Origin of the sequence: Desulfonatronum zhilinae (assembly GCF_900182865.1) — a bacterium.
Taxonomy (GTDB): Bacteria; Desulfobacterota; Desulfovibrionia; order Desulfovibrionales; family Desulfonatronaceae; genus Desulfonatronum; species Desulfonatronum lacustre.
The window spans coordinates 1-15,217 of sequence record NZ_FXUJ01000030.1; the positions used below are offsets into that span (position 1 = coordinate 1).

General features: G+C 62.1%; 20 protein-coding genes and 1 riboswitch. Of the genes, 17 read left to right on the forward strand and 3 right to left on the reverse strand.

The genetic code is table 11. The features are described from left to right. Positions 1-373: 373 nt before the first annotated feature. From AC559A_RS16915 to AC559A_RS16925, 3 genes are all read right to left on the reverse strand, one after another. Positions 374-799, reverse strand: a complete 426-nt coding sequence (locus tag AC559A_RS16915) for an FKBP-type peptidyl-prolyl cis-trans isomerase (RefSeq protein WP_498818884.1) — start codon at positions 797-799, stop codon at positions 374-376. 240 nt (positions 800-1,039) lie between these two features. Beyond that, positions 1,040-1,375: a TraR/DksA family transcriptional regulator gene (locus tag AC559A_RS16920; protein ID WP_498818885.1), complete on the reverse strand. Its 336-nt coding sequence runs from the start codon at positions 1,373-1,375 to the stop codon at positions 1,040-1,042. Positions 1,376-1,383: 8 nt separating this feature from the next. Next, positions 1,384-2,991: a peptide chain release factor 3 gene (locus AC559A_RS16925; RefSeq protein WP_498818886.1), complete on the reverse strand. Its 1,608-nt coding sequence runs from the start codon at positions 2,989-2,991 to the stop codon at positions 1,384-1,386. A 257-nt stretch (positions 2,992-3,248) separates the two neighbouring features. Between AC559A_RS16925 and AC559A_RS16930 the strand changes: the two genes are divergently transcribed. From AC559A_RS16930 to AC559A_RS17010, 17 genes are all read left to right on the forward strand, one after another. Further along, a complete protein-coding gene (locus AC559A_RS16930; protein ID WP_498818887.1) occupies positions 3,249-3,482 on the forward strand; it encodes an antitoxin MazE family protein in 234 nt (77 codons plus the stop codon). Further along, positions 3,472-3,819 (forward strand): type II toxin-antitoxin system PemK/MazF family toxin, encoded by a 348-nt coding sequence (locus tag AC559A_RS16935; RefSeq protein ID WP_498818888.1) that lies wholly within the window; start codon positions 3,472-3,474, stop codon positions 3,817-3,819. Before AC559A_RS16930 ends, AC559A_RS16935 begins: the two co-directional genes overlap by 11 nt. A 121-nt stretch (positions 3,820-3,940) precedes the next feature. Then, a complete protein-coding gene (locus tag AC559A_RS16940; RefSeq protein ID WP_498818889.1) occupies positions 3,941-5,044 on the forward strand; it encodes a putative metalloprotease CJM1_0395 family protein in 1,104 nt (367 codons plus the stop codon). Between the two features lie 58 nt (positions 5,045-5,102). Further along, positions 5,103-5,330: riboswitch (cobalamin riboswitch) on the forward strand. A 132-nt stretch (positions 5,331-5,462) separates the two neighbouring features. Next, a complete protein-coding gene (locus tag AC559A_RS16945) occupies positions 5,463-6,473 on the forward strand; it encodes a sirohydrochlorin cobaltochelatase (RefSeq protein WP_498818890.1) in 1,011 nt (336 codons plus the stop codon). Further along, positions 6,460-7,092 (forward strand): cobalt transporter CbiM, encoded by a 633-nt coding sequence (cbiM, locus tag AC559A_RS16950; RefSeq protein ID WP_498818891.1) that lies wholly within the window; start codon positions 6,460-6,462, stop codon positions 7,090-7,092. The genes AC559A_RS16945 and cbiM overlap by 14 nt, the downstream gene beginning before the upstream one ends. Continuing rightward, positions 7,086-7,739 (forward strand): NikL family nickel/cobalt ECF transporter subunit, encoded by a 654-nt coding sequence (locus AC559A_RS16955; protein WP_498818892.1) that lies wholly within the window; start codon positions 7,086-7,088, stop codon positions 7,737-7,739. The genes cbiM and AC559A_RS16955 overlap by 7 nt, the downstream gene beginning before the upstream one ends. A gap of 171 nt (positions 7,740-7,910) precedes the next feature. Then, positions 7,911-8,681 carry an energy-coupling factor transporter transmembrane component T family protein gene (locus AC559A_RS16960; protein WP_498818893.1) on the forward strand — a complete coding sequence of 257 codons (771 nt, stop codon included), beginning with the start codon at positions 7,911-7,913 and terminating at the stop codon, positions 8,679-8,681. Further along, positions 8,681-9,331, forward strand: a complete 651-nt coding sequence (locus AC559A_RS16965; protein ID WP_498818894.1) for an energy-coupling factor ABC transporter ATP-binding protein — start codon at positions 8,681-8,683, stop codon at positions 9,329-9,331. The genes AC559A_RS16960 and AC559A_RS16965 overlap by 1 nt, the downstream gene beginning before the upstream one ends. A 184-nt stretch (positions 9,332-9,515) precedes the next feature. Next, positions 9,516-10,646 carry an iron ABC transporter substrate-binding protein gene (locus AC559A_RS16970; protein ID WP_498818896.1) on the forward strand — a complete coding sequence of 377 codons (1,131 nt, stop codon included), beginning with the start codon at positions 9,516-9,518 and terminating at the stop codon, positions 10,644-10,646. Positions 10,647-10,648: 2 nt separating this feature from the next. Continuing rightward, complete coding sequence (locus AC559A_RS16975) at positions 10,649-11,722, forward strand: FecCD family ABC transporter permease (protein ID WP_498818897.1); 1,074 nt, start codon at positions 10,649-10,651, stop codon at positions 11,720-11,722. Further along, positions 11,719-12,471, forward strand: coding sequence for an ABC transporter ATP-binding protein (locus AC559A_RS16980; RefSeq protein WP_498818898.1), 753 nt, complete (start codon positions 11,719-11,721; stop codon positions 12,469-12,471). The genes AC559A_RS16975 and AC559A_RS16980 overlap by 4 nt, the downstream gene beginning before the upstream one ends. 174 nt (positions 12,472-12,645) lie before the next feature. Next, the gene (locus AC559A_RS16985) at positions 12,646-12,801 is read left to right on the forward strand and encodes a DUF4160 domain-containing protein (RefSeq protein WP_353740160.1); all 156 of its coding nucleotides are present in this window, start codon (positions 12,646-12,648) and stop codon (positions 12,799-12,801) included. Further along, entirely contained in the window at positions 12,779-13,024 is a 246-nt protein-coding gene (locus tag AC559A_RS16990; RefSeq protein WP_028572190.1) for a DUF2442 domain-containing protein, read from the forward strand. Before AC559A_RS16985 ends, AC559A_RS16990 begins: the two co-directional genes overlap by 23 nt. Continuing rightward, complete coding sequence (locus tag AC559A_RS16995) at positions 13,024-13,638, forward strand: FmdE family protein (protein WP_498818899.1); 615 nt, start codon at positions 13,024-13,026, stop codon at positions 13,636-13,638. The genes AC559A_RS16990 and AC559A_RS16995 overlap by 1 nt, the downstream gene beginning before the upstream one ends. Positions 13,639-13,650: 12 nt before the next feature. Next, a complete protein-coding gene (locus tag AC559A_RS17000) occupies positions 13,651-13,860 on the forward strand; it encodes a YgiT-type zinc finger protein (protein ID WP_498818900.1) in 210 nt (69 codons plus the stop codon). An 87-nt stretch (positions 13,861-13,947) separates the two neighbouring features. After that, positions 13,948-14,607, forward strand: coding sequence for a PAQR family membrane homeostasis protein TrhA (trhA, locus tag AC559A_RS17005; RefSeq protein WP_498818901.1), 660 nt, complete (start codon positions 13,948-13,950; stop codon positions 14,605-14,607). Positions 14,608-14,611: 4 nt separating this feature from the next. Further along, positions 14,612-15,217: a MarC family protein gene (locus AC559A_RS17010; RefSeq protein WP_028572193.1), complete on the forward strand. Its 606-nt coding sequence runs from the start codon at positions 14,612-14,614 to the stop codon at positions 15,215-15,217.

The window sequence follows — 15,217 nt, forward strand, 5'->3', positions numbered from 1 at the left end:
CTGGCTGATTTAATGCTGAGATAGGTTAAATTTTCAGCTTGCGCATGCTGGCAGCCGAAGATGGTCGAATGAAAATGCTCATAAACTGTCAATGGTAAGGTCTAACTGAACTAAGTTACGGATTCAGGCTACACTGCAAAAAAATCGAGACCTCTTCTGTGTCGCTGCAAATAGATCAAACTCTCACGTATGAATAAATACGCTTCGACCTTGATTTTTTTTTGCTCCTTGCTCTTGGTTTTTTTGAACGGACTGCAGGATAAGGGTGTTTCAACATTCAGATAAAAAAACCGCCGCATCGAACAATGTCAATGCGACGGCTGATCAGAATCACGCCCAAAAAGGCGCGGGGATGGCGATGAGTCGGTTCAACCTAGGCCACCTCGACCACTTCCAGGTCAAAGGTCAGATTCTCTCCGGCCAGGGGATGGTTGGCGTCCAGGGTCATGGTGGTGTCCGTGAGTTCGGAGATGGTGACCACGGCGGTCTGCCCCTCCTGGTTGACCTGCAACTGCTGCCCCACTTCGGGCTGGATGGTGTCCGGGAGCTGGGAGCGTTCCACGGAGAACAGCAGGTCGTCCTGGCGCGGACCGTAGGCGTCTTCCGCGGCAATGGTCACGGTCTTTTTGTCGCCCGCCTGCATTCCGGTCACCGCGGCCTCGAAGCCGGGGATCAACTGACCCTGGCCCAGGGTGAATTCCAGCGGTTCGCGATCCGCGGAGCTGTCGAAAACCTGCCCGCTGTCCAGGCGACCCGTGTAGTGCACCTTGACCTGGTTGCCGGTTTGCGCCTGTGTCATAATGCCTCCTCGGTTAGATAGTGGTAAAAAGTCGTTTATCGGTGTAACTACTCAGTACATTTTGTGTCCGATCTTGCTCCGAATCGGTGTCGGGGTCGGTATCGGAGTCGGAATCGAAACAGGAAGAATTTAGAACGCATCCCAGCGTTTTCGATCCCGATCCCGATTCCGATTCCGACCCCGGCAACAGAATTACTCCGTGCTGAGTAGTTACTTATCGGTTTGAATAGAATCTACCTGTCAATCGGCGCACCCCACACACAGCACGGCCTCGGGCATGGCCAGCAGTCTGGCCGGGGCGATGGGGTCGCCGCAGTCGGCGCAAAGGCCGAAGTCCTCGTCGTTGATCCTGGACAGGGCTCGTTCCAGCCGCGCCAGGCGGCTCTTGGCCTTGCCCAGGGCGTTGACCGCGATGCTTTGGTTGGCCAGGGAGTCCATCCGGGAAAGCCGCCCCACGGCCTGCTGATCCAGTTCCACGGTTTGCGCCCGTTCCTCCAGATCACCCAACTGGGCCTTCAAGTCGGCGATTTCCCGCAGCATCCGGGCTTCCAGGGCTTTCCTGCCTGCTTGATCCATGGGACCGGCTACCTGTGCTCCTTGATGGTTTGCAGCACGATGTCGTCGTACGTCTCCAAGAGCCGTTCCAACCGCCAAGGGTTGGACACGAGATAAACCATGTCCCCGTCGATATCCGTGGCGATGTCCCGGCCGTTGTCCGCGATGAACTTCTTGGCGTCCCTGCCTCCAGCGATCCAGCGCGCCCCGGTGATGTCGATGGGCTCGTATCCGGCGTCCACGTTGTATTCATCCTTGAGCCGGGCCATGGTCACCTCGAACTGCAACGGCCCCACCGCGCCCAGCAGGTAGTCGTTGGCGCGCAAGGGCCGGAAAACCTGGACCGCGCCCTCCTCGCAGAGCTGCAAGAGCCCTTTTTCCAGCTGCTTGGCCCGCATCGGGTCCTTGAGCCGGACCCGGCGGAAATGTTCCGGGGCGAAGCTGGGAATGCCGGTGAATTTCAACGGCTCCTTGATGGAAAAGGTGTCCCCGATCTTGATGGTCCCGTGGTTGTGGACCCCGATGATGTCCCCGGGCCAGGCCTCTTCCACGCCGGTACGGTCGTGGGCCATGAAGATCGTGGCATTGGCGATCTGGACGTCCTTGCCGATCCGGTGGTGCCGCACCCGCATGCCTTTCTCGAAATGGCCGGAAATGATCCGCAAAAAGGCGATCCGGTCCCGATGGGCCGGGTCCATGTTCGCCTGGATCTTGAAGACCACGCCGGAAAAATCCGGCTCCAGCGGGGAGACGAGCCGCGTTCCCGCCTTGCCGTCTGCCCCGGTTTCCGCCTCCCTGGGCTGTGGCGGGGGGGCCAGGGTCACGAAGGTGTCCAAGAGTTCCTGAACCCCGAAGTTGTTGATGGCGCTGCCGAAGAACACCGGCGTCTGCCTGGCGGCCAGATAGCGTTCATGATCAAAAGGGTGTCCGGCTCCGGCCAGCAGTTCCGCGTCCCCCCGCAGATCCTGGGCGTCCCGGCCCAGCAGGTCGTCCAGTTGAGGATCGTCCAGACCCTTGACGTGCACCACGTCCTTAGGCCGGGTGGACTTCTGGCCGTCGGGCACGAAAAAGCGCAGTTCGTCCGCGCGCAGGTCGTACACGCCCTTGAACCCCTTGCCCATGCCCACGGGCCAGGTCAACGGCGCGCACTCAATGCCCAGGTTGGTTTCGATGTCGTCCAGGAGTTCAATCGGCTCCAGGCCGTCCCGGTCCAGCTTGTTGATAAAGGTCATGATCGGCGTGTTGCGCATCCGGCAGACCTCCATCAGCTTTTTGGTCTGCACCTCCACGCCCTTGGCGCTGTCGATGACCATCAGCACGGAATCCACCGCCGTGAGCACGCGGTAGGTGTCCTCGGAAAAGTCCTGGTGGCCGGGGGTGTCCAGCAGATTGATCTCATGGCCGTTGTAGTCGAACTTCATCACCGACGAGGTCACGGAAATGCCCCGCTCCCGCTCCACGGCCATCCAGTCCGAGGTGGCCCCCCGGGAGTTCTTTTTGGCCTTGACCGCCCCGGCCAAATGAATGGCCCCGCCGAACAGGAGCAGTTTTTCCGTGAGCGTGGTTTTCCCGGCATCCGGGTGACTGATGATGGCGAACGTGCGTCGCCGGGCGACTTCTTTCTGGAGTTTATTCATAGGGCGGTGATTGGAAGGACGGGAAAAAAACAAAAGAACCCCGCCACACATCGGCGAACGTTCGCCGGCGGCAGGGATGAAACAAAGGCAACGGGAATGAATTCAGGGAGTCACAAGAAGATCCATGGCTGGTGAAGAGGGCGTAGAGTGCGTTATTTTTCGAGCGTGGTCAAGTTGATTGGACGTCGGCCGTTTCCGGATACCTTGACCCCGCAATCCCCCATAACTACGTTATCGAAAACAAGGAGGCCGACACCATGGAAACACAATGCTCACCCCTTTCGGCCCGTGAAGCCATGAGAAGCTATCGCGCCCGGATGAAGGAGCGCGGAATGCGGTCGATCCAGATCTGGATTCCCGATACCCGGTCCCAGGAGGTTGCCGACGAAATGCGGCGTCAATCCCTTCTGGTCAGCCAAAGTCCGGAGGAATCCGACGTACTGGAATTCTTGGAAAACGTCTCGGCCTGGGATGCTCCCGATGAGTCGTGACCACCCACTTGATGTCCGCCGGGGGGATTTGGTCATCGTCGCGATGACCGGAGATTATGGAAAAATCCGCCCAGCCCTGGTCGTCCAGCACGACCACGCCAATATCGGCCACGCCAGCATAGTCGTTTGTCCGTTTTCCTCCAGCATCCAAGACGCCCCGTTGTTCCGCATCACGCTCAAACCCTCCGAAACCAACGGGTTGAGCGTCACATCCCAGATTATGGTGGATAAAATCTCCGCCATCAAACGGGAACGCATCCGCCGGGTCATCGGACATGCCTCTGATGAAACCATGCTCCAGGTCAACAGAGCCCTGGCTCTTTGGCTCGGCCTGTAAAAAACTTTTCGCCCGCCCCTAAAGTATTCCGAAATCCAACCGATAAGGCTGGTTGCAGTGCCGACCTTCAACCGCCACGGCTTATTTTCCCAAAGCCTCAAGCATCTCTCCGAAGCCTCTGATGGACATCGCCGCATCGCACCCCTCTTCCGCTCCCTCCTGGAGTAATTCGCTTTCCCTGGGCGATTTCGCGAGCCACGACCATTCCCAGCACGGCGAAGACGGGTCCTGCCCGTTTTGCAATTCCTCGCGGCAGCAGCACTCCGGGACCGGTCAAAACCTGAACGAGCAGGCTTCCGGAGCGGCCGGCGTCGCGGCCGGACTCGCAAGTGGGTTTGCCGGAGCCGCTCAGCCTTCAAGTTCTCTTGCGCCGAGAGACGTGGTCAGCCTCAGCCACCGCACGGATCAGGACAGCCAGAGACTCAAAGGCGACCAGGGCCAGGCTCCTGCCCTGGGCCTAGATCTGGGCTACGGACCGGACGCCCGTCCGGTATCGGCCGGCGTCTTCGAAGAGCAGCGCCACAGAGAGCCGTTCACCAGGAAAGAAGGCCAAGGCGACGCAGCCCCGGACCAGGACGATGATCCCAAGGAAGCGCACGCCGCGGACCGGAACGGCAGCGACATGCAGGACGAAATCAACGCGGTGCGCGACGAGTCCGAGCTGTCGTCGGAGGATCGTCAGGTTCTGGAGCAGCTTCGCCAGCGTGACGCCGAGGTCCGGGCCCATGAACAGGCCCATGTGGCCGCCGGAGGACAACATGTCACCGCCGGGGCCAGCTACACTTACGAAACCGGCCCGGACGGACGGCAATACGCCGTGGGCGGGGAAGTGAGCATCGACACGTCTCCGGTGCCCGGAAACCCGGAACAGACCGAACAGAAAGCCCAGACCATCCGCCGGGCCGCCCTGGCCCCGGCCAGCCCCTCCCCTCAGGACGTGAAGGTGGCGACCAGTGCGGCCCAGATGGAAGCCGAAGCCCGCATGGAGCGCGTCCAGAAAGAGCAGGAAGAGCGCCAGGCCGACGCCAACGGCGGCCATCCATTCCCAAACCGCGTCCAGGACCAGACCGCGTCCGACCATGCCGGATTTTTCAGTCGGCCCCCGGATTCCGCCTTTCCCACCACATTGCCACCAATCTCCGAAACCTCGCCTGCTCACCGTGCTCCGTCCATCCAGGCCTATCGCAACCAACTGGCCATGATTGAGACGGGGAATCCGTTTTAGCTGATATCCGGCCAGAGCTGGCCCTCGGCCCGTTTGACTCCGGCCACCATCCCGGATACGAGACCCAAAACATGCTGGTTCTCCGTTATGGAGACGAAGAGGGAATCCGGTGCGATACCGGAGCGGACCCGCCGCTGTAACCCCAGCCCCCCCTATGTTTCGGGGAGAAGCGAAGCGTTCCTGAAGACGCCACTGTCCCGATTCGGCAATCCACGTCGAAAACGGATGGGAAGGCGGAACGACTTCCTGGGGAAGCCAGAAGACCTACCGGCATCAGGCCCCAAGGCAACGGGTGTTTTGCCGCTTCAGGGGATGTCCCGCCAGTGCCCCGACGTTTCCGGCCCGACGCGCCGACAACCCAGCCTCCCAAGCACGCCGAACACTCGTTTCCCGTCCCGTTCTTTTCCGGAGGGAATCGATGCAGACCGATCCGCACCCACATGGCCGACACCGCCACGGCCCCGACCATCACGACCATCATTCCAAATGTGGTCATGGCCATGAGCATGGCCATGACCACGATCACGACCACGATCATCACCATCATGGCCCTGAAGCTCCCGTCGGTCCCAAGCGTCCGGGTATTCTGCTGGTCGCCTTCGGCACCACGGTGGTCCCGGCCCGCCAAGCCTACGACCGGTTCGAAGCCCAGGTCCGCGCCCGATATCCGGATGTGCCCCTGGCCTGGGGGTTCACCGCGCACAAGGTCCGGCGCAAGCTGGCCGACCAGGGCCTGCCCCACGACTGCGTGGCCGTGGCCCTGAGCCGGATGCACGACCAGGGCGTGACCCACGTGACCGTCCAATCCTTGCACACCATTCCCGGCGTGGAATATTTCTGGACCCAAAACCTGGCCAAGGCCTACGAACACCCGCGCAAGGGATTCATCCAGGTCGCCCTGGGCGCGCCGCTCCTGGACGACCAGGAGGACCTGCGCCGGGTCGCGGACTGTTTGCCGGGGTTCATTCCCCAGGAGCGCCGCCCTGACGAAGCCGTGATCCTGGCCGGGCACGGCACCTACCACGACGGCCAGCAACGCTACCTGGACTTGCAGGCCCACATCCGGAATCGCGATCCGCTGCTGCACACGGCCCTGCTCATGGGCGAGCCGAGCCTTTCGGCCATCATGGCCAAGCTTCAGGAACAACGAATTTCCACGGTTTGGCTGCTGCCCTTCATGGCCGTCTGCGGCCATCACGTCCAGAAGGACATGTATGGGGACCGCCCCACTTCCTGGAGCAACCGACTGCGAACCGCCGGATTCGAGGTCCGGGAACACGCCGCCGGAACCATTGAATCTCCGTGCTTCCGGTCCATCTGGCTGGACCACCTGGACACGGCCATGAACGACCTTGGCTTGGCCCATCAGGAGCACGAGCCAGGCCCCGCCCAGCCCGATCACGGAGGCGCCGACCATGCACATCACTGAAGGCGTTCTTTCCGCTCCGGTCCTGGCTCTGGGCGCGGCCACCACGCTCACCGGGCTGTGGCTCGGCCTGCGCCGACTGGACGAGGACCGGCTGGTCCTGGCCGCGGCCCTGGCCGCGGTCTTTTTCATCGGCTCCCTGATCCATATCCCTCTGGGCCCCGGCAGCGTCCACCTGCTGCTCAACGGCCTGGCCGGCCTGCTCCTGGGCTGGGTCGCCTTTCCGGTGATCTTCGTGGGGCTGCTGCTCCAGGCCCTGCTTTTTCAATTCGGCGGCCTGCTGGTCCTGGGCGTGAACACCACGGCCGTGGCGTTGCCCGCCGTGGTCTGCGGCCTGATCCTGCGGCCCTGGCTGGCCCGGGGCGGCAAGCCGGCCCTGTGTGCCGGACTGCTGGCCGGCGCGGGCGCGGTGCTGGGCACGGCCCTGTTGGCCGGAACGGCATTGGCCATGACCGACCAGGGCTTCCTGACCGCGGCCAAACTGGTGGTCCTGGCCCATCTGCCGGTGGCCGCCATCGAGGGCGCGATGACCCTGTTCGTGGTCGGCTTCCTGGGCCAGACCCGACCCGACCTGCTGACCTGCGCCCTTCCCCCTGCCACGGAAGGAGGTTCGCCATGTTGAATCCCGCTCCAATCCGACTTGGACTTCTCGTCCTTGCGCTGTTTTCCATCACGGCCCCTTGGTGCACCACCACGGCCCATGCCCACCGCCTGCTGCTCATGGCCTGGGTTCAGGGAGACCGGCTGGTGGTGGAAACCGCCTTCGGCACCGGCCAGATCGGCGCGAACATGGCCATCACCGTTCAGGACGCCGTCACCGGCGACGTGCTGCTTTCCGGCACCACGGACGCCCAGGGCCTGTACGAGGTCGCCCTGCCCGCCACGGCCCTGGAACGCCGCGCCCCTCTTCTGGTCCAGGCCACGGACGGAGCCGGCCACTTGGCCGAGCAAACCATCGCCCCCGACGAACTCCCCGCACTTGACATACCTTCGACGGCCTCTCCCTCACCCCCAGAAGTCACAGGCCTCCCAGAGCAACTCCCAGACCAACTCCCAGACCAGCTCTCCATGCTGCTCCAACAGGCCGTCGCCGAAGCCGTGCGCCAGGAGATCGCCCCCCTGCGTCGGGAAATCCTGGCCCTGAGCCAACGCGGCCCAGGCATCCCGGAAATCGTCGGCGGCATCGGCTGGATCGTCGGGCTGGCCGGCCTGGGCGCGTTGCTGTTGCGCCGAAAAACGGCAACAACGTCTCGCCCCGGTGACCGGTAATTCCAATTTAATCCGATAATGCTTTATTCGCTTGAAAAAATGCTGTCATCGGTGTCGGGGTCGGAATCGGTATCGGTGTCGATACTGTTTGTACGCAAATAATCCAGTTCGACCCCGATTCCGATACCGATTCCGACACCGACACCGAAAGAGAAGCTTTGGAAATGGCACATGATGCTTGATGAACCGCTCGCATCCCGGGACTCCCTGAGCCACGGCGCAAGCCCGCTGCACCGGATGGACGCCCGAATCAAGATCCTGACCGCCGCGGTCTGCCTGATCGCGATTTCGGCGGTTCAGGGTCACGGGGCCGGATTGGCGGCGCTGCTCTTCGGGCTGGGGCTGACCCGTCTGGCCTGCCAGCCCCTGGGCCGCGTGGCCGTAAGGCTGATCCCGGCCAACGTCTTTTTTCTCGGCTTGGCCCTGGTCCTCGGCCTGACCTATCCCGGCCCGGCCCTGGCCACCGTACCGTGGCTCAGCCAGGACGGTCTGACCCTGGCCCTGCGGATCGGTCTTAAAGGCAACGCCCTGCTCCTGATCTTCATTGCCCTGCTCTGCACCTCGTCCGTGCCCGCCCTGGCCCAGGCAATGCGCCGCCTGAGGCTGGGCCGCAAATTGTCGCTGCTCCTGGCGCTGACCTTTCGCCAACTCTTCCTGGTGGCCGAGGAATTTCAGCGCTTGCACCGGGCCGCCCTGGCCCGCGGCTTCGTCCCCCAATGCTCCCGGCATACCTACCGGACCATTGCCGTCCTTTTCGGACAGACCCTGCTCCGGAGTCTGGCCCGGGCCGAGCGGATCCACGGAGCCATGCTCCTGCGCGGCTTCAACGGCCGCTTTCGCACCCTGGACAACGACTCCTGGAGCGCGTCCCAAGCGGTCCTGGCATCCGCGCTCTGCATCCCTCCGGTGCTGATCACCCTGCACGACCGGTTGACCTGGTGATGACCCAAGAGACGACACCGCCCCTGCTGGCCCTGCGGGAGGCCTTCGTGGCCCACGGCCCTTCGGCTCCACCGGTTCTGGAAGACTTCCATCTCTCCCTGGACCCCGCGGAGCGCGTCGGCCTGGTCGGCCCCGTGGGCAGCGGCAAAACCACTCTCCTGCTCACCCTGGTCGGCCTGATCCCGCTCCGCCAAGGTTCCCTTCTTTTCCAAGGCCGCCCCGTGCGGACCAAAACGGACCTCGCGGCCCTGCGCCGCGGCCTTGGTCTTGTTTTTCAAAACCCCGACGACCAACTCTTCTCCCCCACGGTCCTGGAAGACGTGGCCTTCGGACCGCTGAACCTGGGCCGCTCTTCGGCTGAGGCCAGGGCTGAATCCCTGGCCATCCTGGACCAACTGAACCTGTCCCATCTCGCCCATCGCCAGCCCCACACCTTGTCCGGCGGCCAGAAACGCCTGGTCAGCCTGGCCACGGTTCTGGTCATGCAGCCCCAGATCCTGCTCCTGGACGAACCCACCAACGACCTGGACGCCCGTTCTCGGGACATGGTCCTCCACGCCCTGACCTCTTCTCCCCGAACCATGCTCATCGCCAGCCACGACATGGAACTGCTGAACATCCTGACCACTCGCCGCATCACGCTGGGGTGAGCGGTTTTAGGGAACGCTCCAGACGCGGACCAGCCGCATCCCAAGACGAGCAAATCATAGCACGACCACCGCACCATCGTGCTACGAAGATATTATTTGTATTTTTTTATTGCAAACAGAATGGAATCTGATGTATTCATTCCATTCTTGTTCCATGTAACCCAGCAACCACGAGGCTCCGAGCATGTGTATCCAAAAATCCCGGCTCAACTTCCTGGCGACCTTGACGGTCTTGTTCACGATTTTCGCTACTCCACTCAACGCCCAAGACTCCCGGACCATCACGGACATGCTCGACCGGGAAGTCGTTGTCCCCAACCAGGTTGACCGGGTGATCTGCTCCGGTTCCGGATGTCTGCGATTGCTGGTCTACCTGCAAGGGCAAGACCGGATCGTGGGCGTGGACAGCGCGGAAAAAGGCGGACTGCCCTTTGGCGTGGACGCCCGGCCCTATGCCGTGGCCAACCCGGGATTCGGAGATTTTCCGCTGTTCGGCGAATTCCGCGGCCACGACAACCCGGAACTCATCGCGGCCCTGGATCCGGCCCCGCAGGTGATCATCAAGGCCAACGCCCAGCGGGACGGCGGGGCTGAAGCCTTGCAGGCCAAGACCGGCATCCCGGTTGTGGGCCTGGGCTACGGCAACCTGACCCATGGCCGGACGAACCTGAATCAGACCCTGCGGATCATGGCCCAGGTCATCGGCGAGGAGGAACGAGCCGAGGCGGTGATCGCCTTTTTCGACGCCCTCCAGGCCGATCTGGAGCAGCGGGCCGCGCGGATTGCGGCGGATGACCGCCCGAGCACCTTCATCGGCGGCATCGCCATGCGCGGAGGCCATGGCTTTGCCTCCACCGAACCGGCCTATGCGCCTTTTGCCTTCCTGAACGTCCGCAACGTGGCCGGGGAGCTGCCCACGGGCGAGACCGGCGGCTCCCACGCCACGGTGGCCAAGGAACAGCTGCTGCTTTGGGACCCGGAGGTCGTCTTCCTGGACATCTCCACGACCCGGTTGCAGGGCGGCGCCAACGGCCTGGAGCAACTGCGCACCGACCCGGCCTATCAGGCCCTGTCCGCGGTTCAGGCCGGTCGGGTATATGGAGTTTTTCCCTACAACTACTACACCACGAATTACGAGTCCGTCTTCGCCAATGCCTACTTCATCGGCAGCGTGCTCTACCCGGATCAGTTCGCGGACATCGACCCCATGACCAAGGCCGAGGAAATCGCCGCGTTCCTCAACGGCGGCCCCGCTTTTGAACGAATCAACGAAGACTTCGACAACATGGGCTTTGTCCGGATTACCGTGCAATAGCCATGACCCACTTTGATCACGGGCAAATCCCGACGACCTATAGCGCCTACATCGGCCGCAAGATTCTGTTCCTGGTCTTCCTGACCGCGTTGACCGGCGTCCTGCTGGTTCTGGCCGTCTCCCTCGGGGCGGTGCGCATTCCGGCCTGGGAGGTGGTTCTGGCCTTCTTCGGTCTGGGAGAGGACGCCCGGTTCGAGATCATCGTCCGGAACATCCGCCTGCCCCATGCCCTGGCCGCGATCCTGGCCGGGGCCGGGCTGGCCGCGGCCGGGGCGGCCATGCAGTCCATCCTGCGCAACCCCCTGGGCTCGCCCTTCACCCTGGGCATTTCCCAGGCCGGGGCCTTTGGCGCGGCCTTTTCCGTGATGCTTCTGGGCACCGGGACCATGCAGAGCACCCAGGTGGGCGCGGTGAGCATCATCAACCCCTACATGACCACGCTTTCCGCGTTCATCGCCTGCATGGCCGCCTCGCTGGTGATCATCGCCATCGCCCGATTGCGCGGGGCCAGCCCGGAAGTGATGGTCCTCAGCGGGGTGGCCCTGGGCTCGCTCTTTTCCGCGGGGACCATGTTCCTGCAGTATTTCGCCGACGACGTGCAATTGGCGGCCATGGTCTTCTGGACCTTTGGCGACGTGGGGCGGGCCGGGTGGCCGGAGGTGGGGTTCATGGCCGTGGTCGTGGCCGGGGCGGTGATCTTTTTCATCCTCAACCGTTGGAACTACAACGCCATCGACGCCGGGGACGAGACGGCCAGGGGACTTGGCGTTCGGGTGGAGCTGGTCCGGATGGTCGGGATGCTCACGGCTTCCCTGGTTACCGCGGTGATCGTCTCCTTCTTGGGGATCATCGGCTTCGTGGGGCTGGTCTGCCCGCATATCGTCCGCCGGGTCATCGGCGACGACCACCGCTATCTGCTTCCGGCCTCGGTCCTGACCGGGGCCTGCCTGCTTCTGGCCGCGGACATCGCGGCCCGCATGCTGCTCGCCCCCCGGATGCTCCCGGTGTCCATCCTCACCGCCTTCCTGGGCGCGCCCACCTTCCTCTATCTGCTGATCCGGGGGCGCAACCGATGATCCTGGACGTACAGAACATCCGCATCGGTTACAACGGTCGGCTGGTCCTGCACGGCCTGGACTTCAGCGTGGACCAGGGCCAGGTCCTGACCATTCTAGGCCCCAACGGCGTGGGCAAAACCACCCTGCTGCGCTGCATCAACGCCATGCTCAAACCCCAGACCGGAGCCGTGATGGTGGAAAACGCCGACGTCTTCCGGATGCGCGCCGGGGATATCGCCAAGCGCCTGGGCTACGTGGCCCAACGCAACGAGGCCGGACGGATGACCGCCTTTGACGCCGTGCTCCTGGGCCGCAAGCCGCACCTGCGTTGGCGGATATCCGAGGCGGACCTGCGCATGGTGGACGGGGCCCTGAAACAGCTCGGCCTGGAGCATCTGGCCCTCAGGCACATCAACGAAATGAGCGGCGGGGAGCTGCAAAAGGTCTGCATTGCCCGGGCCCTGGTCCAGGAACCCTCGGTCCTCCTGCTGGACGAACCCACCAGCAGCCTGGACCTCAAAAACCAACTGGACATCCTGCACACCATCGGCCACGTGGTCCACGAACACAAATTGGCCGCGGTGATGACCATGCACGACCTGAACATGGCCTTCCGCTTCTCGGACGCCTTCGTGTTCATCAAGGAAGGCAAGGTGTTCCAATGCGGCTGCAACGCCGACCTGACCCCGGACATGATTCACGAAGTCTACGGCGTCCAGGTGGACATCCTGCGCCATCAGGGCCAGACTGTGGTGGTGCCCCGGTGACGATTATAAAAGGCCTTCATGCCGCTTCCCTGCAATTATTATTGTCCATTCAATCTTGACTTTTCGATAATCATCTCGGCATATAAGAGGTTGTCTTTGCCAACTTTACTCCAAGCACACGGATTCAAGTTCTTCTTTTACGCGAATGAACATCTCCCCAAACATGTGCATGTCATGTATGCGGAGAGATGGGCAAAAATCGAGTTGAAGTCACAAAATATCGTCTATTCCACGCTCAAACCTAATGAAATAAACCGATGTTTGAAAATTTTTCAAGAAAACAGCGCTTTTTTCGAGGAGAAATGGAATGAATGGTTTTCCAATGGGTAAGTCGGTTTGGGCGGATAGTCGTCTCCTCCATGTTGAGCTTCTCGATGGTCGAGTCATCTCAACCCCTCTGGAGTGGTATCCGATCCTCTTTGCAGCGGCGATCAGGGATATCCAAAACTATCACTTCATCTGCGACGCGACCGGAATTGAATGGCCAACACTTGACTACCATTTGAGCATTGAGAGCATGCTTCAAGCCAAACCTCTCAGGGAGGCCGCGTAATGCCCAACTGCACCCTGACCCAAGAGCAAATCGACCGGGCCGTTTCTTTTCACGGCCACGAATGTCCAGGATTGTGGATCGGCCTACGGGCCGCGGAACTCTGCCTGCAAGAACTCGGGCACAACGATGACAACCCGATCATCGCGGTGGTGGAAACGGACATGTGCGGAGTGGACGGCATCCAGGTGCTCACCGGCTGCACCCTGGGCAAGGGCAACCTGATCCACAAGGATCTGGGCAAGACGGCCTTTTCCTTCTATCGGACAACGGACAACAAGGCCCTGCGCGCCGTATTCCACCGCGAGGCCATGGAGCCGGAAGGCCGGGAACTGCGTGATCTGATGAAAAAGGTCTTCGCCGGTACGGCCACGGAGCAGGAACAGCAACAGGCCAAGGCGCTCAAGCTCAAGGCCCGCCAACGTGTCCTCGAAGCCCCGCTGGCCGACCTGTTCACCGTGGCCCAGCCGACCAATCTCGCCCCCCGACCGGCCAAAATCCTGGACAGCCTGACCTGCACGGCCTGCGGCGAATCCACCATGGAATCCCGCACCCGCCGCTTCGCCGGCGAAACCTACTGCATTCCCTGCTTTGCGGATGTGGAGCAAAAGGTGTAGCCTGAGTCTGTCATGTGCGAAACCTTTGTTGACACAACCGTGACGTACACGCTGCAACTTGATGGCAAGTTTTATGTCATCGAGAATGTTCCCTCACAAGTCTGCAAAGAAACGGGAGAAGAGTTTTTTTCACCAGAAACTGTCGAAAATATTCAAAAAGTGATGCGAGGTGCAAAGACTCCAGTCCGCAAGATGGAAACTCCGGTTTTCGAATATGCATAACTGATTTCTCACCCCGTGCACCTTGGCCCCTGTTCGATAACCTTCGCCAAGTGCTCGTGATCCAGCCCCACAACAAGCGAGACAATCATGGTCGCCCATAACATATCCGGCAGATACACCCTGCGTGAAGAGATCGCCAACAGCATCACGCACGGCGTGGGGATTCTGTTCTCCGTTGCCGGTCTCGCGGTCCTGATCGGCTTGGCCGCCAGGTATGGAGACGCCTGGCATATCGTCAGTTGCAGCATTTTCGGCGCCACCATGATCCTGCTGTACACGGCGTCCACCCTGTACCACGGCATTACCCACCCCGGCGCGAAACAGGTCCTCCGAATCTGCGATCACTGCGCCATTTTCCTGCTCATCGCCGGGACCTACACGCCGTTCACCCTGGTCAATCTGCGCGGGCCGTGGGGCTGGTCCCTGTTCGGCACGATCTGGGGGCTGGCCCTGCTGGGCATTGTGCTGCAGTTGACCCCGTGGCGTCGCTTCCGGGTGCTCTCGGTGCTGCTCTACGTGGGTATGGGGTGGGCCATCGTCGTGGCCACCAAGCCGCTTCTCCATACCGTGGCCCCCGGCGGTCTGCTCCTGCTGGCCCTTGGAGGCCTGGCCTACACCGGCGGGATCGGCTTCTACGCCTGGCGCAGCCTGCCGCACAACCACGCCATCTGGCACCTCTTCGTCCTGGCCGGCAGCGTCTTGCACTTCTTCGCGATCCTGCTCTACGTCATCCCGATCAGCGCTTGATGTCATGACCGAAAATCTGAACCTGTTCGTGAGCGTCTACATCAAGCTCTTTTTTCTGCTCACGCCCTTTTTCGTCCTCTCGGCCTTCTTGTCCATGACCAAGGAACTGGCCATCCCCGAACGCCGACGTCTGGCCCGAAGGGTCGCCCTGGCCGTGACCGTGACCGGCTGCATCCTCTCCGTGGCCGGCAATGCCATCTTCAACGTCTTCGGCATCACTCTGGACGCCTTCCGCATCGGCGCGGGGGCCCTGCTCTTCCTCTCCGCCGTGTCCCTGGTCCGGGGCACCCGGGTCGAACCGACCCAGGAAGCGGACGGCGACATCAGCGTGGTCCCCCTGGCCATTCCCATCACCATCGGCCCGGCCACCGTGGGTGCGCTGCTGGTCATCGGCGCAAGCGTGGACACGCTGGGTGAACGGCTGATCAGCATGGCGGCCTTTATCTGCGCCAGTCTGTCCGTGGGTCTGATGCTGCTGACCGCCAACACCATCGAACGGGTCGTGGGCCGCCTGGGCCTGACCATCCTCTCCAAGATCACCGGCCTGATCCTCTCCGCCCTTTCCGCCCAGATCGTGTTCACCGGCATCCGGGGCATGCTGGAGCTGTAG

What these genes read in the sequence shown, in the direction of transcription:
- AC559A_RS16915 (WP_498818884.1), bottom strand. Translation starts at nt 799, where the DNA reads ATGACACAGGCGCAAACCGGCAACCAGGTCAAGGTGCACTACACGGGT.
- AC559A_RS16920 (WP_498818885.1), bottom strand. Translation starts at nt 1,375, where the DNA reads ATGGATCAAGCAGGCAGGAAAGCCCTGGAAGCCCGGATGCTGCGGGAA.
- AC559A_RS16925 (WP_498818886.1), bottom strand. Translation starts at nt 2,991, where the DNA reads ATGAATAAACTCCAGAAAGAAGTCGCCCGGCGACGCACGTTCGCCATC.
- AC559A_RS16930 (WP_498818887.1), top strand. Translation starts at nt 3,249, where the DNA reads ATGGAAACACAATGCTCACCCCTTTCGGCCCGTGAAGCCATGAGAAGC.
- AC559A_RS16935 (WP_498818888.1), top strand. Translation starts at nt 3,472, where the DNA reads ATGAGTCGTGACCACCCACTTGATGTCCGCCGGGGGGATTTGGTCATC.
- AC559A_RS16940 (WP_498818889.1), top strand. Translation starts at nt 3,941, where the DNA reads ATGGACATCGCCGCATCGCACCCCTCTTCCGCTCCCTCCTGGAGTAAT.
- AC559A_RS16945 (WP_498818890.1), top strand. Translation starts at nt 5,463, where the DNA reads ATGCAGACCGATCCGCACCCACATGGCCGACACCGCCACGGCCCCGAC.
- cbiM (WP_498818891.1), top strand. Translation starts at nt 6,460, where the DNA reads ATGCACATCACTGAAGGCGTTCTTTCCGCTCCGGTCCTGGCTCTGGGC.
- AC559A_RS16955 (WP_498818892.1), top strand. Translation starts at nt 7,086, where the DNA reads ATGTTGAATCCCGCTCCAATCCGACTTGGACTTCTCGTCCTTGCGCTG.
- AC559A_RS16960 (WP_498818893.1), top strand. Translation starts at nt 7,911, where the DNA reads ATGATGCTTGATGAACCGCTCGCATCCCGGGACTCCCTGAGCCACGGC.
- AC559A_RS16965 (WP_498818894.1), top strand. Translation starts at nt 8,681, where the DNA reads ATGACCCAAGAGACGACACCGCCCCTGCTGGCCCTGCGGGAGGCCTTC.
- AC559A_RS16970 (WP_498818896.1), top strand. Translation starts at nt 9,516, where the DNA reads ATGTGTATCCAAAAATCCCGGCTCAACTTCCTGGCGACCTTGACGGTC.
- AC559A_RS16975 (WP_498818897.1), top strand. Translation starts at nt 10,649, where the DNA reads ATGACCCACTTTGATCACGGGCAAATCCCGACGACCTATAGCGCCTAC.
- AC559A_RS16980 (WP_498818898.1), top strand. Translation starts at nt 11,719, where the DNA reads ATGATCCTGGACGTACAGAACATCCGCATCGGTTACAACGGTCGGCTG.
- AC559A_RS16985 (WP_353740160.1), top strand. Translation starts at nt 12,646, where the DNA reads ATGTATGCGGAGAGATGGGCAAAAATCGAGTTGAAGTCACAAAATATC.
- AC559A_RS16990 (WP_028572190.1), top strand. Translation starts at nt 12,779, where the DNA reads ATGAATGGTTTTCCAATGGGTAAGTCGGTTTGGGCGGATAGTCGTCTC.
- AC559A_RS16995 (WP_498818899.1), top strand. Translation starts at nt 13,024, where the DNA reads ATGCCCAACTGCACCCTGACCCAAGAGCAAATCGACCGGGCCGTTTCT.
- AC559A_RS17000 (WP_498818900.1), top strand. Translation starts at nt 13,651, where the DNA reads ATGTGCGAAACCTTTGTTGACACAACCGTGACGTACACGCTGCAACTT.
- trhA (WP_498818901.1), top strand. Translation starts at nt 13,948, where the DNA reads ATGGTCGCCCATAACATATCCGGCAGATACACCCTGCGTGAAGAGATC.
- AC559A_RS17010 (WP_028572193.1), top strand. Translation starts at nt 14,612, where the DNA reads ATGACCGAAAATCTGAACCTGTTCGTGAGCGTCTACATCAAGCTCTTT.